This window comes from Vagococcus entomophilus (assembly GCF_003987595.1).
Taxonomy (GTDB): Bacteria; Bacillota; Bacilli; order Lactobacillales; family Vagococcaceae; genus Vagococcus_E; species Vagococcus_E entomophilus.
This window is the reverse complement of record NZ_NGJZ01000003.1, coordinates 132,589-155,134: the sequence shown is the minus strand read 5'-3', so window position 1 is coordinate 155,134 and position 22,546 is coordinate 132,589. Positions and strand designations below refer to the sequence as shown.

Below are 22,546 nucleotides of genomic sequence, written 5' to 3'. Positions count from 1 at the left end.
ACAATGAAGAGAAAAATAGTCTACTTATTGTTTGGCATCGGTTTATTGTGCTTACTTTTTCCTCCACTTGCAAAGTATTATGATCAATATAAAATGAATCAAGTAGTAGCGAACTTTTTACAAAAAAAAGCGCCAAGTGCAAAAAAAGTTCAAGAATATCAGCAATACAATAAACAATTGCAAAGTGCTACTGCTAGAATTGATGATCCTTTTACGACAGTTGATGGGAGTGATAGTAGCGATACGATTTTTGCAAGTATTGAAATTCCTGCAATTAAGATGAATTTGCCAATCTACTTAGGGGCTTCTGAGAAGCATCTGATGAAAGGGGCAGCCCAAATTGAAGGCACCTCTTATCCAATTGGTGGCAAAGGCACACATGCTGTTTTAGCTGGTCATACTGGATATGCTAATAAAGAATTATTTTCACGAATACATGAATTGGAGCCACAAGATTATTTTTATATTCATTCTCCAGTTGGTAAGTTGACCTACAAAGTAGTGGACAAGCGGAAAATTAAGGTGACCGAGGTGGAATATTTAAATATTCAGCCCAATCGTGATTTGGTGACACTGTTGACTTGTCCTTACGTTGATTCTAAACATTACCGTATTATTGTGATTGGAGAACGAGTTGAAAAATAAAGTCTTTTGAAAAGACTTTATTTTTTTTTTGATATTTCATACAGAATATACAAAAAATCACAAAAGAAAAACGTGATAGAATAGGAAAAAGGTTAAAAAATATACACTATATATAGTGATGTATATTCGTTTTGTATGTTATCTAACACAATATATAGTTGAAAAAAATAAGTTTATCTATTAGAATGAATAGGTAGAAACAAAAGGAGAGGACATCTATGTTAAAAACTGAACCAAAAGTTGACTTTATCATACAAGCCAATTCACCTTTACACACATTGAAAGTAATCAAAAGAGATGGACGCAAAGTAAACTTTGATGCACAAAAAATCTATGCAGCTTTGTTTAAAGCGGCCGAAACGATTCAATTATCTTCAGAATTAGCGACGAGTGAGCACATTCAATCGATTGTGAAAAAAATATCGAATGAGATTGAGCACCGCTTTCACGAAGACATCAAAATTTATGAGATTCAAAATGTGGTGGAACATATTTTACTGGAACAAAAAGAACATGCTCTGGCACAAGAATATATAAAGTATCGAACACAACGTGATTTTGCACGTAGTGAAGCAACGGATATCAATGTTACGATTGGAAAGCTGATGGACAAAGATCAAGCAGTAGTAAATGAAAATGCGAACAAAGATAGCGACGTTTTCAATACACAACGAGACCTGACAGCAGGGATTGTCGGAAAATCAATTGGTCTGAAATTACTTCCACCACATGTAGCCAATGCCCATCAAAAAGGCGATATTCATTACCATGATTTGGATTATCACCCCTATACACCGATGACCAATTGCTGTCTGATTGACTTTAAAAGAATGCTAAATAACGGCTTTAATATTGGAAATGCAGAAGTTGAACCACCCAAGTCGATTCAGACTGCTACTGCTCAAATTTCACAAATTATTGCCAATGTAGCGTCAAGTCAATACGGGGGATGTTCGGCTGATCGGGTCGACGAGTTACTGGCGCCTTTTGCTAAATTAAATTATGAAAAACACTTAAAAGATGCCAAAAACTGGATTGAAGATACTAAAAAACATGATGAGTTTGCTAAAGCAAAAACTCAAAAAGATATCTATGATGCAATGCAAAGCTTAGAGTATGAGATTAACACATTGTTTACTTCAAATGGACAAACTCCCTTTACCTCTCTTGGATTTGGTTTAGGAGAAGATTGGTTTGAACGAGAAATTCAAAAAGCAATCCTACAAATTAGAATTCAAGGATTAGGTAGTGAAAAACGAACAGCTATTTTTCCAAAATTGATTTTTACTTTGAAAAAAGGTGTCAATCTTGCACCAGAAGATCCTAATTACGATATCAAAAAACTGGCTTTAGAATGTGCAACAAAAAGAATGTATCCAGATATTTTAAATTACGATAAACTTGTTGAAATTACTGGGAGTTTTAAAGTTCCGATGGGATGTCGCTCTTTCTTGCAAGGTTGGAAAAATGAAGCAGGCGAAGAAGTGAATGTTGGCCGTATGAATCTAGGTGTGGTCACTGTCAACCTACCAAGAATTGCGATGGAATCGCAAGGAGACAAAGAAAAATTCTGGAAAATTTTAGAAGAACGATTACAAATAGCCAAAGATGCCTTAGCTTATCGGGTGAAACGCTGCAAAGAAGCGACGCCTGCCAATGCTCCGATTCTTTATATGAACGGTGCTTTTGGAAAGAGGCTCTCAAAAACAGACTCTGTAGATGAATTATTTAAAAATAAACGCGCAACAGTTTCTTTAGGTTACATCGGTTTATATGAAGTTGCCTCTGTCTTTTATGGTGGTGAATGGGAAACCAACCCTGAGGCAAAACAATTTACTTTAGATATTTTGAAAGATATGAAAGAACATACAGATCTTTGGGGGGAAGAGTCAGGCTACCACTATAGTCTTTATTCAACACCGAGTGAAAGTTTGACTGATCGCTTTTGCCGTTTAGATACTGAAAAATTTGGTTGTGTTGAAAACATCACAGATAAAGAATATTACACAAATAGTTTCCATTATGATGTTAGAAAAAACCCAACCCCTTTTGAAAAACTAGCGTTCGAACAAGAGTATCCAAAGTATTGTTCGGGAGGCTTCATACATTATTGTGAATATCCAGTCTTGCAACAAAATCCTAAAGCTTTGGAAGCTGTTTGGGATTTTGCCTACGATAAAATTGGGTATTTAGGAACCAACACTCCGATTGATCATTGTTATGATTGTGGATATGATGGCGATTTTGAACCAACTGAACGCGGTTTTAAATGCCCAAGTTGTGGCAATGATGATCCTAAAACTTGTGATGTTGTCAAAAGAACCTGTGGATATCTTGGGAATCCACAGGCACGTCCAATGGTCCATGGTCGTCATCAAGAAATCTCTTCTAGAAAAAAACACATGAAATAAGGTTCGTTGGAATCACTGGTGATAAATAGAAAGAAGGCGAAAATGTGCGTAATCCAAAACCTAAAGAATGGGTCGCTAAAGATTACAGTCATGACTATATCGCAGATTACAAACCTTTTAACTTTGTTGATGGGGAAGGTGTTCGTTGTAGCATTTATGTGAGTGGTTGTTTGTTTGCTTGTGAGGGGTGCTTCAATAAAGCAGTTCAAAATTTCAAATACGGGAAACCTTATACTAAAGAATTGGAAGATAGGATTATCAAAGATTTGAGTCAATCATATGTTCAAGGATTGACATTGCTTGGAGGAGAACCCTTTTTAAATACAAAGGTATGTTTGCAACTAGTTCGCCGTATCCGCCAAGAGTTTGGGCACACAAAAGACATTTGGTCTTGGTCGGGATACACGTTTGAGGAATTGCTTTTAGATACGGAAGATAAAAAAAAGTTGCTAGGGGAACTAGACGTACTTGTAGATGGTCGTTTTGAGCTAAGTAAACGAAATTTAAATTTACAATTTAGGGGCAGTTCGAATCAGAGAATCTTGGATGTCCCAGAGTCATTAGCCCAAAATAAAGCTATTTTTTGGACTAGATGTACAGATGCACAGGAAAGTTATGAGCAGATAGCAAAAAATAAACTCATCTAAAAAAAGACTTGAAAAAAACGAATGACTAGTTTTTTTCAAGTCTTTACTGCTTTATTGGAGAATAACGTCTATAATAAGCTTTCTTCATCTGCCTCGGTGTAATAAGTTAAGAAAGGGAAGAGAATGCGAATAGTGGTTCCTGTTCCAACTTCGGAGTCGACATAGATACTATGACCTAGCTTTCCAGCTAAATTTCTTGCTAAATATAAGCCTAAGCCAGTCGCATGTTGATTCAAATTTCGCCCGTTTTGACCAGTAAATCCTTTATCAAAAATTCGCCGTTGGTCCTCTAAGGGGATCCCAATCCCAGTATCTTGAATGGCAAGCCAAACTCCACGTTCATTTTTTGAGATATCAAAAGTAATAGAACCACCGTCTTCAGTATATTTAATAGCATTGCTAATAATTTGTTCTAAGATAAAAGCAAGCCACTTTGGATCTGTTAACACCTCATAATCCTCTCCAGACACGGAATAATGGAGTTGATGTTGAATAAAGTAGTTTGCGGACTGTCTGATGGTCGGGTAAATGATGGATTTTAAAGAGTGTTCCTGAATTAAATAATCTTTAGAAAAACTATCTAGCCTAGAAAAATAAAGGACTTGTTCCACATAACTATTAATTTTTTGCAAATCATTTTCAAGTTGGTATAGATTTTTTTCAGGGATGTCATCTGAAATATTTTCAATTATCAGCTGAATTGCTGCGAGTGGCACTTTAATCTCGTGGACCCAGCTGTCAATAAAATCTTTTTGCTCTTGTTGTGCATGTAAAATAGTTTCTAAGCTGCTATGATGTTTATCTATGAGATCATTGATCGTTTGCTGAGCTAGTTTTTGTTCATTGGTTACGGCAACATTGAGTGGTAAAATAGAAATTTCTTTTTCTACCTGTTCATTTCCAAGAGTTTTCCACCAAGGATAACGTTTTATGTAAGAAAAAGTTAAGAAAGCCACAAGAAAAGCAAATTGTAATAGAAAAATGTAGAGTAAAGAGGTAAATGGTAGGGAAAAATCAGGCGTTAACCAGAAAATTAAGACCGTTAAGAAAATGCAGATTAGCCAAAAAATAATCATAGTAGCTTGGTCTTTTAAATAGTGCAAAAATGACATTTTTTAGCTTCCTTTCTAAGGCACAATATATCCTTGGCCGATTTTTGTTTCGATATAATTATGGATGCCGGCGTTTTCAATTTTTTTCCTTAAACGGTTAATATTTACTGTTAAAGTATTGTCATCTACGAAACGTTCATCATCCCACAAGGCGCGTAAAAGTTTTTCACGACTTAAAATTTTGCCATGGTTTTTCATAAGATGGAAAAGTAGTTTGTATTCATTTTTACTTAAATCAATAATTTCATCATTGATTTGCATACTGCTATTTTCAACATTTAGTAAAATACCATTATGTTCCATTACTTCATTGGAGCGCTCGATATAATTGTAAGTCCTTCTTAGTAGAGCATTGATTTTGGCAATTAGGATATCGATAGAAAATGGTTTGTTGATAAAATCATCTCCACCCATGTTCATAGCCATAATCATATCCATATTGGTATTACGGCTAGAAATAAAGATAATTGGGACCTTAGAACTTTCACGAATTTGCTGACACCAGTAAAAACCATCAAAAACAGGTAGATTAATATCTAGTAATACTAGGTGAGGCTGTTCACTTACGAAAGTTTTTAAAACATTTTGAAAATCAGTAATTTCAACGGTTTCAAACTTCCATTTTTGTAACGATTCGCTGAGTACTTCGCGAATGGTTTGCTCATCTTCCACAATCATAATTTTAAACATTTTTCACTCCTACCCCCAGACATTATATGGATATCGTAACAAAATTCACTCGAAAAAACCAATACAATTGGTAAGTTTTGTCTTTTTTTTTAATAGAAAGTGACAGTTTTGTAAGCTTACCATTTAAATTGTAAGTATTTTGCATGTTATCTAAGAAAAAAAGTTGGTACAATAAATAAGATAGGAGAGGATGAAGCCTAATTGAAAAAAATAATTGAAGTAGAAAATATATCGAAAATATATGGACGGAAAGTGAGCCAATATCGAGCGCTAGAAAATATTTCGTTCACAGTTGATAAGGGTGACTTTCTTGGAATTATGGGACCAAGTGGTGCGGGAAAGACGACGTTACTGAATTTGATGTCAAGTATTGATAAACCGACATCAGGGAGTATCAAGATTAGTGGGATTGATTTATCCAAGATGAAAGACCGCAAGATGAGTGAGTTCAGGAGAAAAGAACTAGGGTTTATTTTTCAAGACTTTAATTTGATGGATGCCTTGAATGTTCAAGATAATATTTTGTTGCCACTTGCCCTAGATAGAAAGAAAAGTAAAGAGATGTTTCAACGTCTAGAGCACGTCACCAAAAATTTGGGTATTCATCATTTGTTGAAAAAATTTCCGGAAGAAATCTCGGTGGGACAAAGACAAAGAGTCGCAGCAGCTAGGGCACTCATTGTTCATCCACAGCTGATTTTTGCAGATGAACCAACAGGATCTCTTGATTCAAAATCTGCGACAGAGCTCCTACAACATTTGGTCAAGATGAATCAAGAAGAGCAAGTGACCATTGCAATGGTGACGCATGATGCTTTTACAGCAAGCTATTGTCAGCGGATTTTGTTTATAAAAGATGGAGAGATTTTCTCTGAAATTGTCAGAAATGGGACACGCAAAGAGTTTTTTGCGAAAATTATTGAAATGCAAGCGGCAATTGGAGGAGGAGTCGAACATGAGATTATTTGATTTAGCAAAGAAAAACATTCGATCTAAATCAAGAGCTTATATTCTTTATCTTGCAAGCATGTCTTTTTCAGTAATGGTTTATTATAGTTTTGCGGCGATGAGTGTGGACAAGCATCTTGTGAACAAGTCCATTGCGGATCAACGAATTGGTTCTGCGCTCAAAAGTTCATTGATTATCATTATTCTGTTTATTATTGTTTTTATGATTACCGCAAACAACTTTTTTATGAAGCAAAGGCGCAAAGAAATGGGGTTGTACCAGATACTTGGAATGCGAAAGCTCCAAATTGGCTTGCTCTTTTTCTTTGAAAATTTTGTGATTGGCTTAGCCAGTTTGGGCATAGGCTTGCTTATGGGAATTTTATTTTCAAAGCTATTTTCAATGGTTCTGATTAAATCGATGAATCTAGAGATAGCCGGGGGAATCTTGTTTTCTCCTATAGCAATTCTGCGTACGTGCCTCATTTTTTTGACTATTTTAGTATTGGTTTCAATGAAAAATGTTCGAACGGTTTATAAAAATAAACTGGTAGGATTGTTTCACGGAGAAAAAAGTAAAAATCGCTATAAAAAGATTGGCTTTTTCACCTGGTTTTTTGGGATTTTAGGTGTTTTGTTGCTTATTTCAGGGTATCTTATTGCAAACAATTTTTTTCAACTTGTATTTATGATTCAAGATGACAATCAAGCAGTTTTCTTTATGATTGGTGTTCCAATCTATATTCTGAGTGCATGTGTGCTAGGAACCTACCTATTTTTTCACAATTTTATTCGGATTATCTTGGAGATCTTTGAAAATATATCGTCAATTTATTACAGTAATTTAGCTATGATTAGCATCAGCAATATGAAAGTTCATCTGCGTAAAAATGCTACAACCTTGGCAACGATTGCCACGCTTTGTGGGACTGCTTTGACGTACATTGGAACCTCCGCAGCGGCTTATAGCTACGGGATTACACAGGTCGAAATGGCTGCACCAACTGCCTATACGGTTTCTTCCAATCTGTATCCCAAAGTGGAAAAAGTCATCACGGGAATGGAAGTTGCTCACGATATTGAAGAGGTAAGTACGCTTAAACTTAAAGTAGCAGGAGTGACTGTGAATTCTAATATATTTGGGGATAGCAATTCATTGGTATCCGTGATATCCGAGTCTAATTACAATCAGGCCAAACGAGGGAAAAAAAAATTAAGAACCATTCATTTGAAGCAATGGAATCACTTTGTGGAGTTGACCAATCTCCCTAGAGCTTTTACCAAAATTAAAAATATCAGTACGGACGAAACAGTACAAATAATGGACCAGCATCCTATAGAGATCAAAAGAAGTGATACACAGCAAAACTTTTTGTTTGACTCAGAATTTTTGGGATTTAGCAATTCTGTGTTTGTCGTGAGTGATGCTCTTTACACACATTTGAATGGAGCAAATGCTTTTAGCTTAACTCAATTTAATATAACAGACGAAAACCATAGTCGAGACTTGGTGAAGAAGATTACAGACACCATTTCTAATCAACAAGTTAGTCTTGTTTCTACATTACAGATAAAAGACAAACAGGTCGTGGGGAACATTCAAAGTGGGACAAAAAATGAATTAAATACGGTTAAGGGAACAGTGTACACGCGTTCTAGCTACCGAATACGTTATCCTACGCTTAGAAGCATGCAGTCTAGTAGTGGAATTTTGGTATATATTTCGTTGTTCTTAGGGATTGTATTCATGATAGCAACAGCAACAATTATTATGCTGAAACAGCTTTCAGAGGCTGAGGAAGAAAGGGAGACCTATCAAGTATTGAGGAAGCTAGGTGTCTCAAATAAAATCATTAAAAGAAGTATTTCACAGCAGATGCTGGTTATATTCTTTGCACCGATGGTTATTGCTGTTTTAGATGCGGTATTTGCTCTAAAATTACTCACGATGCTCTATCCAACTATTAGTTATATGCTTGTATACTTATCCTGTGGGTTGCTGCTTGTCTTATATACCTTGTATTACTTTGTTACAGTTCGGATGTACGTCAGTATTATTGAGAAAAATTAGCGTATTAAATGAAAGTTTATGCGCTAATTTTGTGTGAAAAGGCTTTATGTGACAAAACTGTTAGATGAGAGTGGAAAATTGTAAGTAATTGTTGTAGAGAAGAGCTTTGTAGACGTTTATAATAAGGTTATTCAATGAGAAAGAGAAAAAATACGTCGTAAGTCCTAGTTATAAAGCTAAGACAATAAGGTAGAATTTAGATGAACATTTTAAAGATAGGGGGATCTTGAAAATGAAAAAATTACTAAAAAATGACAAACTAGTATTCTGGGGAGGCTTTGCCGGAAAAACAGTCTTTTATCTAGTTATATTACTAGCCCTAGTTTATCTCTATCATTTTAGCCATGTAGGTGGGTCTAAATTTATTTACAATGAATTTTAAGGAGTAAAAATATGAGAAAATGTATGAAGAATAATTCAATCATTGAACAGATTGATTATTGGGCGATTACGGATCCAAATCGTATCTGTTTTGAAAACAATGAGCGAAGCTATACTTATAGAGAGCTGAAAGATTGTTCTGATGCTGTGGCAAGAAAACTACATGAGCAATGTCCAGATAAAAATCCAGTGATTGTTTTTGGTGGATTAGAGTTTGAAATGTTGATTTGTTTTCTTGGATGTGTCAAATCCGGACATGCGTACATCCCAATTGATGCACACACACCGTCTGATAGAGTGGAGCTGATTGCCAAAGCAGCAGACTATTCTGCCATCCTGTCACTAGAAGAATGGCCGTTAAGAAAAGAACGAAAAAATATTTTCACTCGAACAGCCATTAAAAAAATGACGCAAGGTCCAAATGAATGGGGATCAGAGCATTATGTAAAAAAAGAAGGAAATTTTTATATTATTTTCACTTCAGGGACAACAGGTGTTCCTAAAGGCGTACAAATTAGCCATGATAATCTTGGAAGTTATACCCATTGGATGCTAGCAGATTTTCATTTGCCTAGAGCAGCAAGATTTTTATCCCAAGCACCATATTCGTTTGATTTATCCGTGATGGATGTATATCCAGCGCTTTTATCAGGCGGGTCTTTAGCTCCATTAGAAAAATCAGTAATCAATGATTTTAAGCAATTATTTACAGTGTTACCGGAGTTGAATCTCAATGTGTGGGTTTCAACCCCTTCTTTTGCGGATATTTGTTTGATGGATCCACGCTTTAGTGGTGAAACTATGACTTCAATCACCCACTTTCTATTTTGTGGGGAAGAATTAACTCCAACTACGGCTGAAAAGCTGTTAAATCGTTTCCCGAAAGCTCAAATTTATAATACGTATGGTCCGACAGAAGCCACCGTAGCGGTTACTTCTGTTAAAATTACCCCTTCTGTCTTGGAAGAAAATAGTCGCTTACCTATCGGAAAAGTTAAAAGTGATACAAAGATTTCGATTATGAGTGAAGCAGGAGAGCTACTTCCAGAAGGCGAAATTGGTGAAATTATTATTTCTGGTCCAAGTGTTTCAAAAGGTTATCTTAACAACCCCAAAAAAACAGCGGAAGCATTCTTTAGCTTGGACGGACAACCTGCATACCGGACTGGTGATGCGGGAGTATTAAAAGAAGAGCTGCTTTACTACAAAGGAAGAATGGACTTTCAAGTCAAACTACATGGGTACCGCATTGAGTTGGAAGACGTCGATCATCACTTGGCAGAAGTATCCTATGTAAAAGCAGCGGTGGTCGTACCAAAGTATCAGGAACATAAAGTACAACAACTAGTTGCATTTGTAGTACCACATGCTAATTCTTTTGAAAAAGACTATCAATTGACAAAAGCCATAAAAGCGGAGTTACTTGAAACAGTTATGGACTATATGATTCCTCAAAAATTTGTTTATGTAGAAAGTTTGCCAATGACTCAAAATGGCAAAATTGATCGTAAAGGTTTGATCAATGAGGTGAATTCTGGATGAAATTTTTAACACCTTATGAATCACCTGTTTATTTTATCTATATTGCCATTGCGTTTATTCCAATTATTATTCAGTTATTAAGAGGAAAAAGGATCATTTGGTATCAAAATTTAGTGACACTCTTCTTTCTTTACATTAGTTTTGGCGGAGTGAATCGTTTCCAAGGAATTGCGATTATTTTATATGTTGTTTGGCAAGTGCTACTTGGAGCGGCGTATTTCCGCTATAGGCAAAAGAAAAATAATTCTTGGGTCTTTTATGGTACAGTGCTTGCTGGGATTGCACCATTAGTTATTGTAAAGGTTGCACCTATTTGGCAAATTAATCCAACATTTATTGGGTTTTTGGGCATTTCATATCTGACATTTAAAGCAGTGCAAATGATTATGGAGATTCGTGATGGAATTATCAAGGAATTTCATATTGGACGTTACATTCAATTTTTAATCTTTTTTCCAACAATTTCTTCGGGGCCGATTGATCGGTACCGTCGCTTTGAAAAAGAGTTGACAACTGCTCCCACTCAAAATAAATATTTTGAACTGTTAAGCAAAGGAATCCACAATATTTTCCTAGGATGCCTGTACAAATATATATTAGGCTACATTTTAGGCGCCCAGCTCTTGCCGTATGTCAAAGAGTTTGCCATCAATCAAGGTGGTGTTTCACTAGGTGTTTTAGCTTACATGTATGTTTATAGTTTGTATCTATTTTTTGATTTTGCAGGGTATAGTTTATTTGCAGTAGGAACAAGCTACTTGATGGGTTATGAGACACCTATTAACTTCAATAAGCCGTTTTTAAGCCCAAATATTAAAGAATTTTGGAATAGATGGCACATGTCACTTTCTTTTTGGTTTAGAGATTATGTGTATATGCGCTTGATGTTTACTCTTATGAAGAAAAAAGTATTTAAGAGTCGGATCACGACCTCTAACGTAGGGTACTTTGCCTTATTCTTATTGATGGGTGTTTGGCATGGGCTAACGTGGTATTATATTGTATATGGTTTGTACCATGCGCTACTGATTTGCATCAATGATGCTTGGTTACGATTTAAGAAAAAACACAAAGAACAAATTCCAAGTAATAAGTTTACACAGGCATTTGCTATTTTTATTACGTTCCATGCTGTTTGTTTTAGTTTTTTGATTTTTTCAGGATTTATAGGAACGTTGATTGGATTTCCAATGAGATAATTTATGGATAAAAGAAAGGTTGAGCCAAATGAACACAAAAGAAATCGTATTAGACATATTAGAAGAACTTACTGGAACAGATGAAGTGAAAGATAATTTAGATGTAGACATTTTTGAAGAAGGGTTACTGGATTCCCTTGGAACCGTTCAACTTTTAATTGAACTTGAAAGCAAGTGCGAAGTTAATGTGCCTGTCTCAGAATTTGACCGCGTAGAGTGGGCAACACCACAAAAAATTATCAACCAAGTTGAAGCTTTACAATCATGAGTTTTGCTAAAAAAATCTTTAGTGCATTAGGACCGTTTGTGCTGGCTGTGGTCATTCTAGTGATTATCTTGTTTTCTCCAACAAAAATTGGAAACACAGTTAGTTCTGATACACTAGAAAAAGCTGCTACATCGATGTCTATTAATGTGATTAAAGGAAATATTATAAAAAATGAAGCTATGCAAAGTGAAAAATATGTGCCATTTTTCGGCTCATCAGAATTGAGTCGGATTGACTCGTTTCACCCGTCTGTCTTGGCGCAAAAGTATCACAGAAATTATCGCCCCTTCTTATTAGGGGCTGCGGGTACGCAGTCATTGTCCCAATTTTCGATGCTTAGCTCTATGGGCTCAGAGCTGAAAGGGAAAAAAGCGGTTTTTGTCATTTCACCACAATGGTTTGTAAAAAAAGGCATAAAAAAAGAAATGTTTTCGCTTTACTTTTCGCCATTACAAACCTATCAATGGTTATTAAATCTAAAACAGGTGGATAAAAATGCTTCTTATTACGCAGAAAGACTGCTAACGTTTTCTAGCGTAAATCAAGATACATCGCTAAAGACAATGATGGAGCAAGTGAAAAACGGAGAAGAGCTAACGGAAAGCCAAAAGGATGAATGTGCGCTAAAGCTGAACATCTTCAGTCGTGAAGATGACTTGTTTGGCCGCTTAGGCTTAATTAGCAAGCAAAACGAAATTCGGAAATCTATGAAGGCTTTACCTACTACGTATAATTTTGATAAGTTAGATATGTTAGCGTATGCTCAAGGGAAAAAACTAGCAAACAACAATCCTTACGAGCTAAATAATAGCTTCTATTCGAAACGGATTGAACCAATTGAAAATTCTTTGAAAAATTCTCAAGCGGACTATGACTATCGCTACTCTAAAGAATTTGCAGATTTTCAATTAGTATTAGATGAGTTTGCTAAGTTAAAAATGGATGTGTTATTCGTTATCCCTCCAGTGAATGGGAAGTGGTCTGATTATACGGGACTTTCGCAAGAGATGCTGGATCAATTTGCAACTAAAATTAAAACACAGCTAAATGACCAAGGGTTTAATAACGTCGCTGATTTACACCAGTATAAGGATTCAAAATACTTTATGAATGATACGATTCATTTAGGCTGGCGTGGCTGGTTGACATTAGACAAACAAATCAATCCATTTCTTAGTCAAAAGGCAAAGACTACGCCTCAATACACAATCAAATCGTATTATTTATCTAAAGAGTGGCAAATGAAAAATCCAGAAACGCTAACCTCTAATTCTGATAACTAAACGGTGTGGCTGGAAGTATTAGTTGCGAGTATTTGTCGCAATCTAAGGTGTGAAATGAAAGTAAGCTTTTACTTTTGTTTCATACCTTATTTCTTTTTTTTAGTAAAAAAAAAGTGCTATAATAACTTGGACAAGTAATTGAGGGAGTGAATTTGGTGGAGGAAAAAGAAGAATTACTTTTAAAAAAATTAACAGCTGCAAAAGCAGTACCAGGGAATGAGGAGGAAGTTCGGCAACTTTTTGTCTCATATGCACGACCTTTTGCTGATGAAGTCCTCTACGATGGATTAGGCAGCGTCATGGCTAAAAGTAGTGGCAAGCCTGATGAACCTGCTATTTTAATTGCGGGACATATGGATGAAGTTGGCTTTATGGTAACCAATATCACAGAACAAGGATTTATAAAATTTCAAACACTTGGAGGTTGGTGGGGACAAGTCATGCTTGCTCAACAGGTTGAAATCAAGACCAGTGCAGGTGAAATTATTCATGGAGTCATCGGATCAAAGCCGCCACATGTTCTTTCAGTAGAAGCACGAAAAAAACCGTATGATATTGCGGACATGTTTATTGATATTGGTGCGACCAGCAAAAATGAAGCAGCAAAGTGGGGGATAAAACCAGGTGATATGATCACCCCATCTATTGAATATAGACGTTTGAATGGTTCAAAGTATCTATTAGCTAAAGCTTGGGATAACCGTATTGGTACGGCTATATCACTGAGAGTTTTAGAAAATTTAGCGAAAGAAGGGCATCCGAATACTTTATACGCGGGAAGCAATGTTCAAGAAGAAGTTGGCTTACGTGGTGCTCGAACAAGTACCCATATGGTCAATCCTGATATTGCCTTTGCACTAGATACTGGAACAGCAGGAGATACACCAGTGATGACCCAAAAAGAAGCAGATTCAATTTTAGGAAAAGGACCGCAGATTTTGATTTATGATGCTTCTATGATTCCTCATCGTAAACTGAGAGATTTTGTGATTGGTGTTGCAGAGGAGCTAAATATCCCGTTCCAATATACAGTTATTACAGGTGGTGGGACAGATGCAGGTCAACAACATTTGAGTAGGAACGGGATTCCTTCACTTGCAATTACCGTAGCAACACGTTATTTACACTCCCATACTTCCGTTATTCATGAAGAGGATTATTTGAATACGGTTAGACTTGTGACAGAGGTTGTTAAAAGATTAAATAAAGAGGTTGTAGCAGAATTACGCTCTTTTGACTAAAAACAAAATTGTATGAAAAAAATCTTTAAAAATTAGCGTTCGAGCGGTGTCTGCTAATAGGAAAGCGTTTTTTATTGCTTTTTCTTGTAGTTGTCTCTTAAAGTATATGTAAAAGAAAGGATGACAGAAATGAAAGTTACGGTTTTAGGTTATTTGGGTGGCTTTCCTTACCAAAATAAAGGAACCAGTTCGTATTTATTAGAGTCGGATGGGTATCATCTATTATTAGATGCTGGTAGCGCCTCATTAGTAGCACTGGAAAAAGTAGTAGATCCGCTCACATTGGATGCAGTAATTCTTTCCCATTATCACCATGATCATATTGCAGATTTAGGGGTTTTACAATATTATCGTCAGTTGATGCCTCGTGGGAAGCAACAGGTTCCAATCCTTCCTATTTATGGTCATACAGAAGATGCTTTTCATTTTAATGATTTAACCATGAAAGGAATTTCTCAAGGCTATCCTTATAAAGAGTCCGATTGCATAACCGTTGGTCCGTTTGAAATCACTTTTATGAGAACGATTCATCCTGTACCCTGTTTTGCCATGCGCTTTAAAGAAAAAAAATCAGGTAAAATTTTTGTGTTTACTGGAGATTCTGGCTATTTAGAAGGTTTCAAAGAATTTGCAAGAGAAGCGGATGTCTTTATGGCCGACACGTATTTGTTTGAAGGAAACGAAAAGCATCATGCGCATTTTACCTCCAAAGAGTCAGGTGAAATCGCATATGCAGCAGATGTAAAAAAGTTGGTTTTGACACATCTGCCTCAGACCGGTGATTTACAGCTGTTAAAAATCCAAGCGGAAGAAGCGAGTCAACATCAAATACCGGTGATTCTTGCCGATACGCACTTAGTCTTAGAGATTTGAAGGAGGAAGAAGAATGATTTTTGTGTCCAATGAAGAGGGAACTGATCCGAGAATTAATTTGGCTATTGAAACTTATCTATTAAAAGAAATGCCTCTGGATGAACCCATTTTATTATTTTATATCAATGAACCTTCGATTATTATAGGAAGAAATCAAAATACGATTGAGGAAATTAATAAAGAGTACGTAGAAGAAAAAGGAATTCATGTAGTACGCCGCCTAAGTGGTGGGGGAGCGGTATATCATGACTTTGGCAACTTGAATTTCAGTTTTATTATGCCAGATGATGGCAATTCTTTTAGAGATTTCGCTAAGTTTACACAACCAATTATAGAAGCATTACATGCGGTGGGTGTGAAAGATGCAGAGCTTAAGGGACGAAACGATTTGGTCATTAAAGATAAAAAATTCTCTGGAAATGCAATGTATTCAACGAATGGGAGAATGTTTGCACACGGCACAATTATGTTTGATAGTGATATCAATGAGGTTGTTCATGCGCTAAAGGTTCGCAAGGATAAAATTGAATCAAAAGGAATCAAATCGATTCGTTCTCGGGTAACGAATATCAAACCATTTCTTTCTGATAGACATCAAATGATGACTACGAAAGATTTTCGTGATGATATCTTGCTCAAAATTTTTAAGGTTAACGATAAAAGTGAAGTGAAAATGTATCAATTGACAGAAAAAGATTGGCAAAAAATTCATCAAATTTCCAACGACTATTACAATAATTGGGATTGGAATTACGGAAAGTCTCCAGCTTTTGATCTTTCAAGGCGCAAACGTTTCCCAATCGGTTCTATTGAAGTCAAAATGAATGTTGAGCATGGAATGATTCAAGATATCCGAATTTTTGGTGATTTTTTTGGACTTGGTGAAATCAAAGATGTGGAATCCATCCTTCAAAATACAAAATATGAAAAAGAGGCCATCCGTACGGTGGTAGAAACGATAGATTTAAAAAAATATTTTGGAAATATTGAAGCAGAAGAATTTGTTTCTTTGCTTTACTAGTTTTTTAGTTAATATCAGAGTAGAAATTATTTTCTACTCTTTTTTATTAGAAAAATAGAAAAAATGGAAGAACGCTTAGATAAATATTAACAAACAGTTGGAGATGATTGACGATTAAATTAATCCGAGTGTATAATGAACAAGGATGAGAAAAGTTTACGAATCAACTACTTTTGATTCCAGAAAGGAGACATTAGGGATTAAATCAGTCTTTATTAGTAAAAAGACAAAAAAGTTAAGCGTCAAAATACCAATCGTTGCCATTTATTTTTATTTTTTATGATTATTTTTTAAAATTGGTATGTTTTGAAAAGTGACTACTTCAACAATGTCTGAGTTACAAACAAAAAAAGAATAAATTTATTAGGAGGGATTTCCACATGGTAGGCATTATAATTGCGAGTCATGGTGAATTTGCAAGTGGGATCAAGCAATCTGGTTCAATGATTTTTGGAGAACAAGAAAATGTTGCAGCAGTGACTCTTTTGCCGAGTGAAGGGCCTGAAAATATTCGTAAAAAAATGGAACAGGCGATTGCCTCATTTGAAGGAGAGCAAGTACTATTTTTAGTTGATTTATGGGGAGGAACTCCATTTAATCAAGCGAGTGCTTTAGTCGAAGAACAAAAGGCTTCACGTGCAATTGTAAGCGGTTTAAATTTACCGATGCTAATTGAAACGTATGCCTCACGTCTGTCGATGGACTCAGCGCACGTAATTGCGACGCATATTTTAAAAGAAGCAAAAGTTGGGATAAAGGTTTTGCCGGAGAGTTTAGGGCAACCTGCTACGGGTGAGGACTCAACAAGTGGAGTTGTAAAGCATGGAAGTATACCCGAGGGCACTGTTGTTGGAGAAGGAAAAATCACCTTTGTACTAGCGCGGATTGATTCTCGGCTGCTTCACGGTCAAGTTGCAACTGCGTGGACCAAATCAACTTTACCAACACGAATTATTGTTGTTTCGGACGGTGTATCGAAGGATGAGTTACGGAAAAAGTTAATTGAACAAGCTGCACCTCCCGGCGTGAAGGCGAATGTAATACCAATTGAAAAGCTAATTAAGATTTCGAAGGATCCACGTTTTGGTGGTACAAAAGCATTACTATTGTTTGAAAATCCAGAAGATGTTTTACGCGTGGTTGAAGCTGGAGTGGAGCTTAAAACAATCAATGTTGGATCAATGGCACATTCTGTAGGGAAAGTTGTCGTAAACAAAGTATTATCGATGGGCAAAGAAGATATTGAGACTTTTGAAAAGTTGAAAGACAAAGGGATCGAATTTGATGTACGAAAAGTTCCTAATGATTCTAAAGGAAATATGAATGAATTACTTAAAAAAGCGAAAAATGAGTTTGCACGCAGTTAAACATAAAAAGCTTGAAATAGGAGGGGTATTATGTCAGTTCTATCAATTATTTTCATTATATTTATTGCATTTTTAGCTGGTATGGAAGGAATATTAGATCAATTTCAGTTTCATCAACCCTTGATTGCCTGTACATTAATCGGTCTTGTAACGGGGCATTTAACGGCTGGCGTTATTTTGGGAGGAACACTTCAAATGATTGCACTTGGTTGGGCCAATATTGGCGCAGCAGTTGCACCAGATGCAGCTCTTGCAGCAGTTGCTTCTGCGATTATTTTAGTCAAAGCACTGGGGGCCCAAAATATTACAGTAAAGGATGCCGTGACGTCATCCATTGCTATCGCGGTACCGCTTGCAGTTGCCGGTCTTTTTCTAACGATGATTGTTCGGACATTAGCTGTTCCAATCGTTCATTTGATGGATGCAGCTGCAGAAAAAGGAGACATTAAAAAAATTGAGTTGCTTCACATATTAGCTGTGTGTATGCAAGGAATCCGGATTGCTATTCCAGCAGCAGCACTTTTATTTATTCCAGCACAAACTGTTCAAAATTTTTTAGAGTCAATGCCTACTTGGTTAACCGAAGGAATGGCAATTGGTGGGGGAATGGTTGTAGCTGTGGGGTATGCCTTAGTAATCAATATGATGGCAACAAAAGAAGTATGGCCATTTTTTATTATCGGATTTGTAGTAGCGGCAATTACACAATTAACGTTGATTGCACTTGGCGCACTTGGGGTTGCACTAGCACTTATTTATTTGAACCTCTCTAAAATGGGTGGCTCTTCAAATAATGGTGGAGGCAACACAGGAGATCCACTTGATGATATTTTGAACGACTATTAAGGTTTGAGGAGGAAAAGAAAAATGGCAAATAAAATACATTTAACCAAAAAAGATCGGTTAGCGGTGGCGCTACGTTCCACTTTCTTACAAGGTTCATGGAATTATGAACGGATGCAAAATGGTGGTTGGACCTTTTCCATGATTCCCGCAATTAAAAAATTATATAAAACAAAAGAAGATCGTTCATCGGCTTTAAAACGCCACTTAGAGTTCTTTAATACCCATCCTTACCTCGCGTCACCGGTTTTGGGTGTAACATTAGCACTAGAAGAAGAACGCGCTAATGGAGCACCAGTAGATGATGTGGCGATTCAAGGGGTAAAAGTTGGGATGATGGGGCCACTTGCAGGTGTGGGGGATCCAGTGTTTTGGTTTACTGTTAGACCAATGCTTGGTGCTCTTGGTGCATCCCTTGCCATGGGAGGAAATGTCTTAGGTCCGATTATTTTCTTTGTGGCATGGAATCTTATTCGTTGGGCATTTATGTGGTATACACAAGAATTTGGTTATAAAGCAGGGTCTAAAATTACCGATGATTTATCAGGGGGAGTCTTACAGGACATCACGAAAGGTGCTTCCATTTTAGGGATGTTTGTACTAGCTGCTCTTGTGCAACGGTGGGTGTCAATTAAATTTTTACCAATTGTTTCAGAAGTCAAATTAGATAAGGGTGCTTATATCGAATGGGATAAACTCCCTACCGGAGGAGAAGGTCTTAAAAAAGCTTTTGAACAAGTAAACTCGGGTCTGGCATTATCGAATACAAAAGTAACAACTTTACAAAATAACTTAGATCAGCTTATCCCAGGGCTAGCGGCACTTTTACTTACATTCTTCTGCATGTTCTTACTGAAGAAAAAAGTTAGTCCGATTGTTATCATTTTAGGATTATTTGTAGTTGGGGTTTTAGGTCATGTGGTGGGTCTTTTATAATTGAACCAATTATAGTAGTAAAAAGCAGTCTTTTCTCTCCTTTTGCAAAATAAGGATGAAAGACTGCTTTTATTCGCTAAATAAATGAAAATAAAAGCATAATAAAAAAGAAAGGAGAATTGAAATGGTACAATCGTTAAATACAAAAGTTGACTTGGTCATGGACGCCACAGCATTTACTGGTTTAACAGACTATGGGAAAATCATGATTGGAAACAATGGCTTTGAGTTTTATAATAATCGTGATGTACATAAATTTATTCAAATTCCATGGGAAGAGGTCGACTATGTGGTTGCTTCTGTGATGTTTAAAGGGAGATGGATTCCACGTTATGCGCTTCAAACTAAAAAGCAAGGGACGTTTACTTTTTCTTCAAAGCAACCAAAAAAAGTACTGAAGGGGATACGCAATTATGTAGAGCCTAGCCATATGGTTCAATCTCTTGGCTTTTTTGATAGCATTAAGCGAGCCTTTAAATCAAGGAACAGAAACTAAAAACCCTCCCATACAAAGGGATTTCCACTTTGTATGGGAGGGTTTTTGCAAATGAATCGGCTTATTTGCCTACTTCGTCTGTAGTTCGAATAATTTTATCCACGATGCCATAGTCTTTGGCTTCATTTACACCTAACCAAAAGTTACGATCGGTATCTTTTGAGACTTTTTCATACGTTTGTCCAGTAGCTTCAGCAATAATACGATTTACACGCTCACGCATACGAACAATTTCTTTGGCTTCAATCTGAATTTCAGTACTTTGCCCTTGAACACCACCTGCTGGCTGATGAATCATGTAGCGCGTGTTTGGTAAGCTGTAGCGATGTTCTTTTTGTGCGGCTAAATAAATCGTAATCCCTGCACTAGCTACCCAACCTGTACCAATCACGTATACATCAGGTTTTACAAATTGAATCATGTCATGGATGGTGTCGCCAGATTCCACATGACCACCAGGACTGTTAATAAAAATCTTAATCGGTTCGTCATTAATCGATTCAAGTAATAACAACTGACTGGAAACTTCTTTTGCTAGTTCTTGCGTAATTTCTCCGTAGATTAAAATTGTACGGTTATCAATTAGTTTTTGTGTCAACAAAGCATTTGTGTCGTTTGATTTTGTTGGTTGTTCACTCATTTATGTCGCCTCCAATTACGAGTATTTCTCGATTAAGTTTATTTTAGCACAAAGGGGTTGAGAATGCCAAATGAAGACTCAGCGCTTTATTTTTCTAGGTTTACGTCCTAGACCTACAGCATTTTTCATTTTTCTTAACGTTTTAGCTGCGACAAAATTAGCTTTTTCAGCACCAATGTCTAAGATGTCTTGCAACTCATCAGAGCTTAGTAATTCATGATATTTTTCTTGTAGTGGTTCCATGACGGATACAATCGCCTCGCCAAGGTCTGCTTTGAATGCTCCATAGCCGCTATTTTGATAACGCGTTTCTAATTCGGAGATTGTTTGACCAGAAAAAGAAGAGAAAATCGTTAAAAGGTTGGAAATCCCCGGCTTATTTTCTACATCATATTCGATTTTTCCGCTTGAGTCGGTCACGGCTGAACGAATTTTTTTACGAATGACGGCTGGCTCATCTAGCATGGAGATATACCCTTTAGGATTTGTATCTGATTTGCTCATTTTTTTGGTAGGATCTTGTAAACTCATAATACGGGCCCCTTGCTTGGGGATTTTTACTTCTGGAACGGTCAAAATTGGCTGACTTTCAGAAGCGTACTTACGGTTAAAACGCATTACAAAGTCGCGTGTGAGTTCCAAGTGTTGCTTTTGATCTTCGCCTACTGGGACGAGATTTGTTTGGTATAAGACGATGTCAGCTACCATAAGTGGAGGGTAGGTCAGTAGCGCAGCACTGACGCCTGTGCGCCCAGTTTTTTGCGACTTGTCTTTGAATTGGGTCATGCGCTCCAACTCACCTAGGGTCGTGTTGCATTGAACAATCCAAGCAGCCTCTGCATGAGCCGAGACTTCTGATTGAATAAAGATTGTTGCTTTTTTGGGGTCTAAACCGATTGCTAGGTATAGTGCAGCTAAACTGAGGGTTTGTTGACGCAATTTTAAGCGATCTTGAGGAACGGTGATGGCATGCTCATCTACTACGCAAAAATAACAATCATAATCTTCTTGTAGTGCAACAAATTGCTGCATTGCTCCTATGTAATTTCCGATGGTAGGTGTACCGCTTGGTTGAATTCCAGAGAAAATAGTTTCCATTATCACAAAACTTCCTAACTATATGCATTTTCTTTCATTATAGCAAAAATCAAGAGAAAATGTAGGGGATATTTCAAGAAACAACGACACGTTTTAAGTACTGTATCACTTTAATGTGAATCTTAGTTAAACGAAATATGAAGATTTTATACAGAAATTAAATTTGTTTAAAGTTACTGATAAAAGTGATAGTACCAATGCTTTTCTGTGGAATAAATAAAAAAGATTTATGAAAAACTATGGAAATTTAAATGAGAGTGCGCTATAATATAAATATAGAGATTACAGATTAAGTTGCTGTACCAAATTTCTAGATGCAGATTACATAAAGAAGGAGTGATACCTATGTTAACACTTTATACTTCTCCAAGTTGTACATCTTGTCGTAAAGCGCGTGCATGGTTGCAAGAACATGATATTCGTTTCACAGAAAGAAATATCTTTTCAGAGCCACTAAATATTAGTGAGTTGAAAGCAATTTTGCAAATGACAGAGGATGGAACGGAAGAAATCATTTCTACACGTTCAAAGGTATTCCAAAAACTAGACATGGATTTAGATGATTTACCACTACAAGATCTTTTAGAGCTTGTCCAAAAAAATCCAGGATTATTACGTCGTCCAATCATGATTGACGAAAAACGTCTTCAAGTTGGGTTTAATGAAGATGAAATTCGTCGTTTCTTACCTAGAGATGTTCGAGCATTAGAACTACGCCAGGCACAATTAATGGCTGGATTCTAGAAACATAAAAACAAAAAGGCCTCGCTTATTTTTGAGCGAGGTATTTCTATGGGTTTTTCTCTTTACTTTTTTTCGTTTTCAGCTACAATG

The 22,546-nt window shown here is 36.5% G+C and carries 22 protein-coding genes; 18 read left to right on the top strand and 4 right to left on the bottom strand.

All coding sequences use genetic code 11. The annotated features are described in order from the left end of the window. Positions 1-3 precede the first annotated feature (3 nt). From CBF30_RS09710 to nrdG, 3 genes are all read left to right on the top strand, one after another. Positions 4-645: a class C sortase gene (locus CBF30_RS09710; protein WP_126825964.1), complete on the top strand. Its 642-nt coding sequence runs from the start codon at positions 4-6 to the stop codon at positions 643-645. A 218-nt stretch (positions 646-863) separates the two neighbouring features. Then, positions 864-3,056 carry an anaerobic ribonucleoside-triphosphate reductase gene (gene nrdD / locus CBF30_RS09705; protein ID WP_126825959.1) on the top strand — a complete coding sequence of 731 codons (2,193 nt, stop codon included), beginning with the start codon at positions 864-866 and terminating at the stop codon, positions 3,054-3,056. A gap of 44 nt (positions 3,057-3,100) precedes the next feature. Next, complete coding sequence (nrdG, locus tag CBF30_RS09700) at positions 3,101-3,703, top strand: anaerobic ribonucleoside-triphosphate reductase activating protein (protein WP_126825956.1); 603 nt, start codon at positions 3,101-3,103, stop codon at positions 3,701-3,703. A gap of 68 nt (positions 3,704-3,771) precedes the next feature. Here nrdG and CBF30_RS09695 read toward each other — a convergent pair whose 3' ends face one another. Then, the gene (locus CBF30_RS09695; RefSeq protein WP_126825953.1) at positions 3,772-4,815 is read right to left on the bottom strand and encodes a sensor histidine kinase; all 1,044 of its coding nucleotides are present in this window, start codon (positions 4,813-4,815) and stop codon (positions 3,772-3,774) included. Between the two features lie 15 nt (positions 4,816-4,830). Then, a complete protein-coding gene (sapR, locus tag CBF30_RS09690; RefSeq protein ID WP_126825950.1) occupies positions 4,831-5,505 on the bottom strand; it encodes a two-component system response regulator SapR in 675 nt (224 codons plus the stop codon). Positions 5,506-5,706: 201 nt separating this feature from the next. Between sapR and CBF30_RS09685 the strand changes: the two genes are divergently transcribed. From CBF30_RS09685 to CBF30_RS09620, 14 genes are all read left to right on the top strand, one after another. Beyond that, positions 5,707-6,474: an ABC transporter ATP-binding protein gene (locus CBF30_RS09685; RefSeq protein ID WP_126825947.1), complete on the top strand. Its 768-nt coding sequence runs from the start codon at positions 5,707-5,709 to the stop codon at positions 6,472-6,474. Beyond that, positions 6,461-8,524 (top strand): FtsX-like permease family protein, encoded by a 2,064-nt coding sequence (locus CBF30_RS09680; RefSeq protein WP_170169004.1) that lies wholly within the window; start codon positions 6,461-6,463, stop codon positions 8,522-8,524. Before CBF30_RS09685 ends, CBF30_RS09680 begins: the two co-directional genes overlap by 14 nt. 232 nt (positions 8,525-8,756) lie before the next feature. Next, positions 8,757-8,906 carry a teichoic acid D-Ala incorporation-associated protein DltX gene (locus tag CBF30_RS09675; protein WP_126825941.1) on the top strand — a complete coding sequence of 50 codons (150 nt, stop codon included), beginning with the start codon at positions 8,757-8,759 and terminating at the stop codon, positions 8,904-8,906. Between the two features lie 23 nt (positions 8,907-8,929). After that, positions 8,930-10,447, top strand: coding sequence for a D-alanine--poly(phosphoribitol) ligase subunit DltA (gene dltA / locus CBF30_RS09670; protein ID WP_126826385.1), 1,518 nt, complete (start codon positions 8,930-8,932; stop codon positions 10,445-10,447). Then, positions 10,444-11,646, top strand: coding sequence for a D-alanyl-lipoteichoic acid biosynthesis protein DltB (gene dltB / locus CBF30_RS09665; protein ID WP_126825938.1), 1,203 nt, complete (start codon positions 10,444-10,446; stop codon positions 11,644-11,646). Before dltA ends, dltB begins: the two co-directional genes overlap by 4 nt. Positions 11,647-11,674: 28 nt before the next feature. Continuing rightward, on the top strand, positions 11,675-11,914 hold the full coding sequence (gene dltC, locus CBF30_RS09660) for a D-alanine--poly(phosphoribitol) ligase subunit DltC (protein ID WP_126825935.1): 240 nt from the start codon (positions 11,675-11,677) through the stop codon (positions 11,912-11,914). Continuing rightward, entirely contained in the window at positions 11,911-13,197 is a 1,287-nt protein-coding gene (dltD, locus tag CBF30_RS09655) for a D-alanyl-lipoteichoic acid biosynthesis protein DltD (protein WP_126825932.1), read from the top strand. Before dltC ends, dltD begins: the two co-directional genes overlap by 4 nt. Before the next feature lie 155 nt (positions 13,198-13,352). After that, on the top strand, positions 13,353-14,438 hold the full coding sequence (locus tag CBF30_RS09650; RefSeq protein ID WP_126825929.1) for a M42 family metallopeptidase: 1,086 nt from the start codon (positions 13,353-13,355) through the stop codon (positions 14,436-14,438). Positions 14,439-14,567: 129 nt separating this feature from the next. Further along, positions 14,568-15,311 carry an MBL fold metallo-hydrolase gene (locus tag CBF30_RS09645; RefSeq protein WP_126825926.1) on the top strand — a complete coding sequence of 248 codons (744 nt, stop codon included), beginning with the start codon at positions 14,568-14,570 and terminating at the stop codon, positions 15,309-15,311. A 13-nt stretch (positions 15,312-15,324) separates the two neighbouring features. After that, positions 15,325-16,332, top strand: coding sequence for a lipoate--protein ligase (gene lplA / locus CBF30_RS09640; protein ID WP_126825922.1), 1,008 nt, complete (start codon positions 15,325-15,327; stop codon positions 16,330-16,332). A 380-nt stretch (positions 16,333-16,712) separates the two neighbouring features. Beyond that, positions 16,713-17,699, top strand: coding sequence for a mannose/fructose/sorbose PTS transporter subunit IIA (locus tag CBF30_RS09635; RefSeq protein WP_126825918.1), 987 nt, complete (start codon positions 16,713-16,715; stop codon positions 17,697-17,699). Positions 17,700-17,729: 30 nt separating this feature from the next. Then, positions 17,730-18,545: a PTS mannose/fructose/sorbose transporter subunit IIC gene (locus CBF30_RS09630; RefSeq protein WP_126825915.1), complete on the top strand. Its 816-nt coding sequence runs from the start codon at positions 17,730-17,732 to the stop codon at positions 18,543-18,545. 21 nt (positions 18,546-18,566) lie between these two features. Then, positions 18,567-19,478 carry a PTS system mannose/fructose/sorbose family transporter subunit IID gene (locus tag CBF30_RS09625; protein WP_126825912.1) on the top strand — a complete coding sequence of 304 codons (912 nt, stop codon included), beginning with the start codon at positions 18,567-18,569 and terminating at the stop codon, positions 19,476-19,478. A 124-nt stretch (positions 19,479-19,602) separates the two neighbouring features. Continuing rightward, positions 19,603-19,974, top strand: coding sequence for a DUF956 family protein (locus CBF30_RS09620; RefSeq protein WP_126825909.1), 372 nt, complete (start codon positions 19,603-19,605; stop codon positions 19,972-19,974). A gap of 61 nt (positions 19,975-20,035) precedes the next feature. On the opposite strand, the gene CBF30_RS09615 is transcribed toward CBF30_RS09620, so the two are convergent. After that, positions 20,036-20,614: an ATP-dependent Clp protease proteolytic subunit gene (locus tag CBF30_RS09615; protein WP_126825906.1), complete on the bottom strand. Its 579-nt coding sequence runs from the start codon at positions 20,612-20,614 to the stop codon at positions 20,036-20,038. Between the two features lie 78 nt (positions 20,615-20,692). Further along, the gene (trpS, locus tag CBF30_RS09610) at positions 20,693-21,712 is read right to left on the bottom strand and encodes a tryptophan--tRNA ligase (protein ID WP_126825902.1); all 1,020 of its coding nucleotides are present in this window, start codon (positions 21,710-21,712) and stop codon (positions 20,693-20,695) included. Between the two features lie 345 nt (positions 21,713-22,057). On the opposite strand from trpS, the gene spxA reads away from it, so the two are divergent. Further along, positions 22,058-22,456: a transcriptional regulator SpxA gene (spxA, locus tag CBF30_RS09605; RefSeq protein ID WP_126825899.1), complete on the top strand. Its 399-nt coding sequence runs from the start codon at positions 22,058-22,060 to the stop codon at positions 22,454-22,456. Positions 22,457-22,546 lie beyond the last annotated feature (90 nt).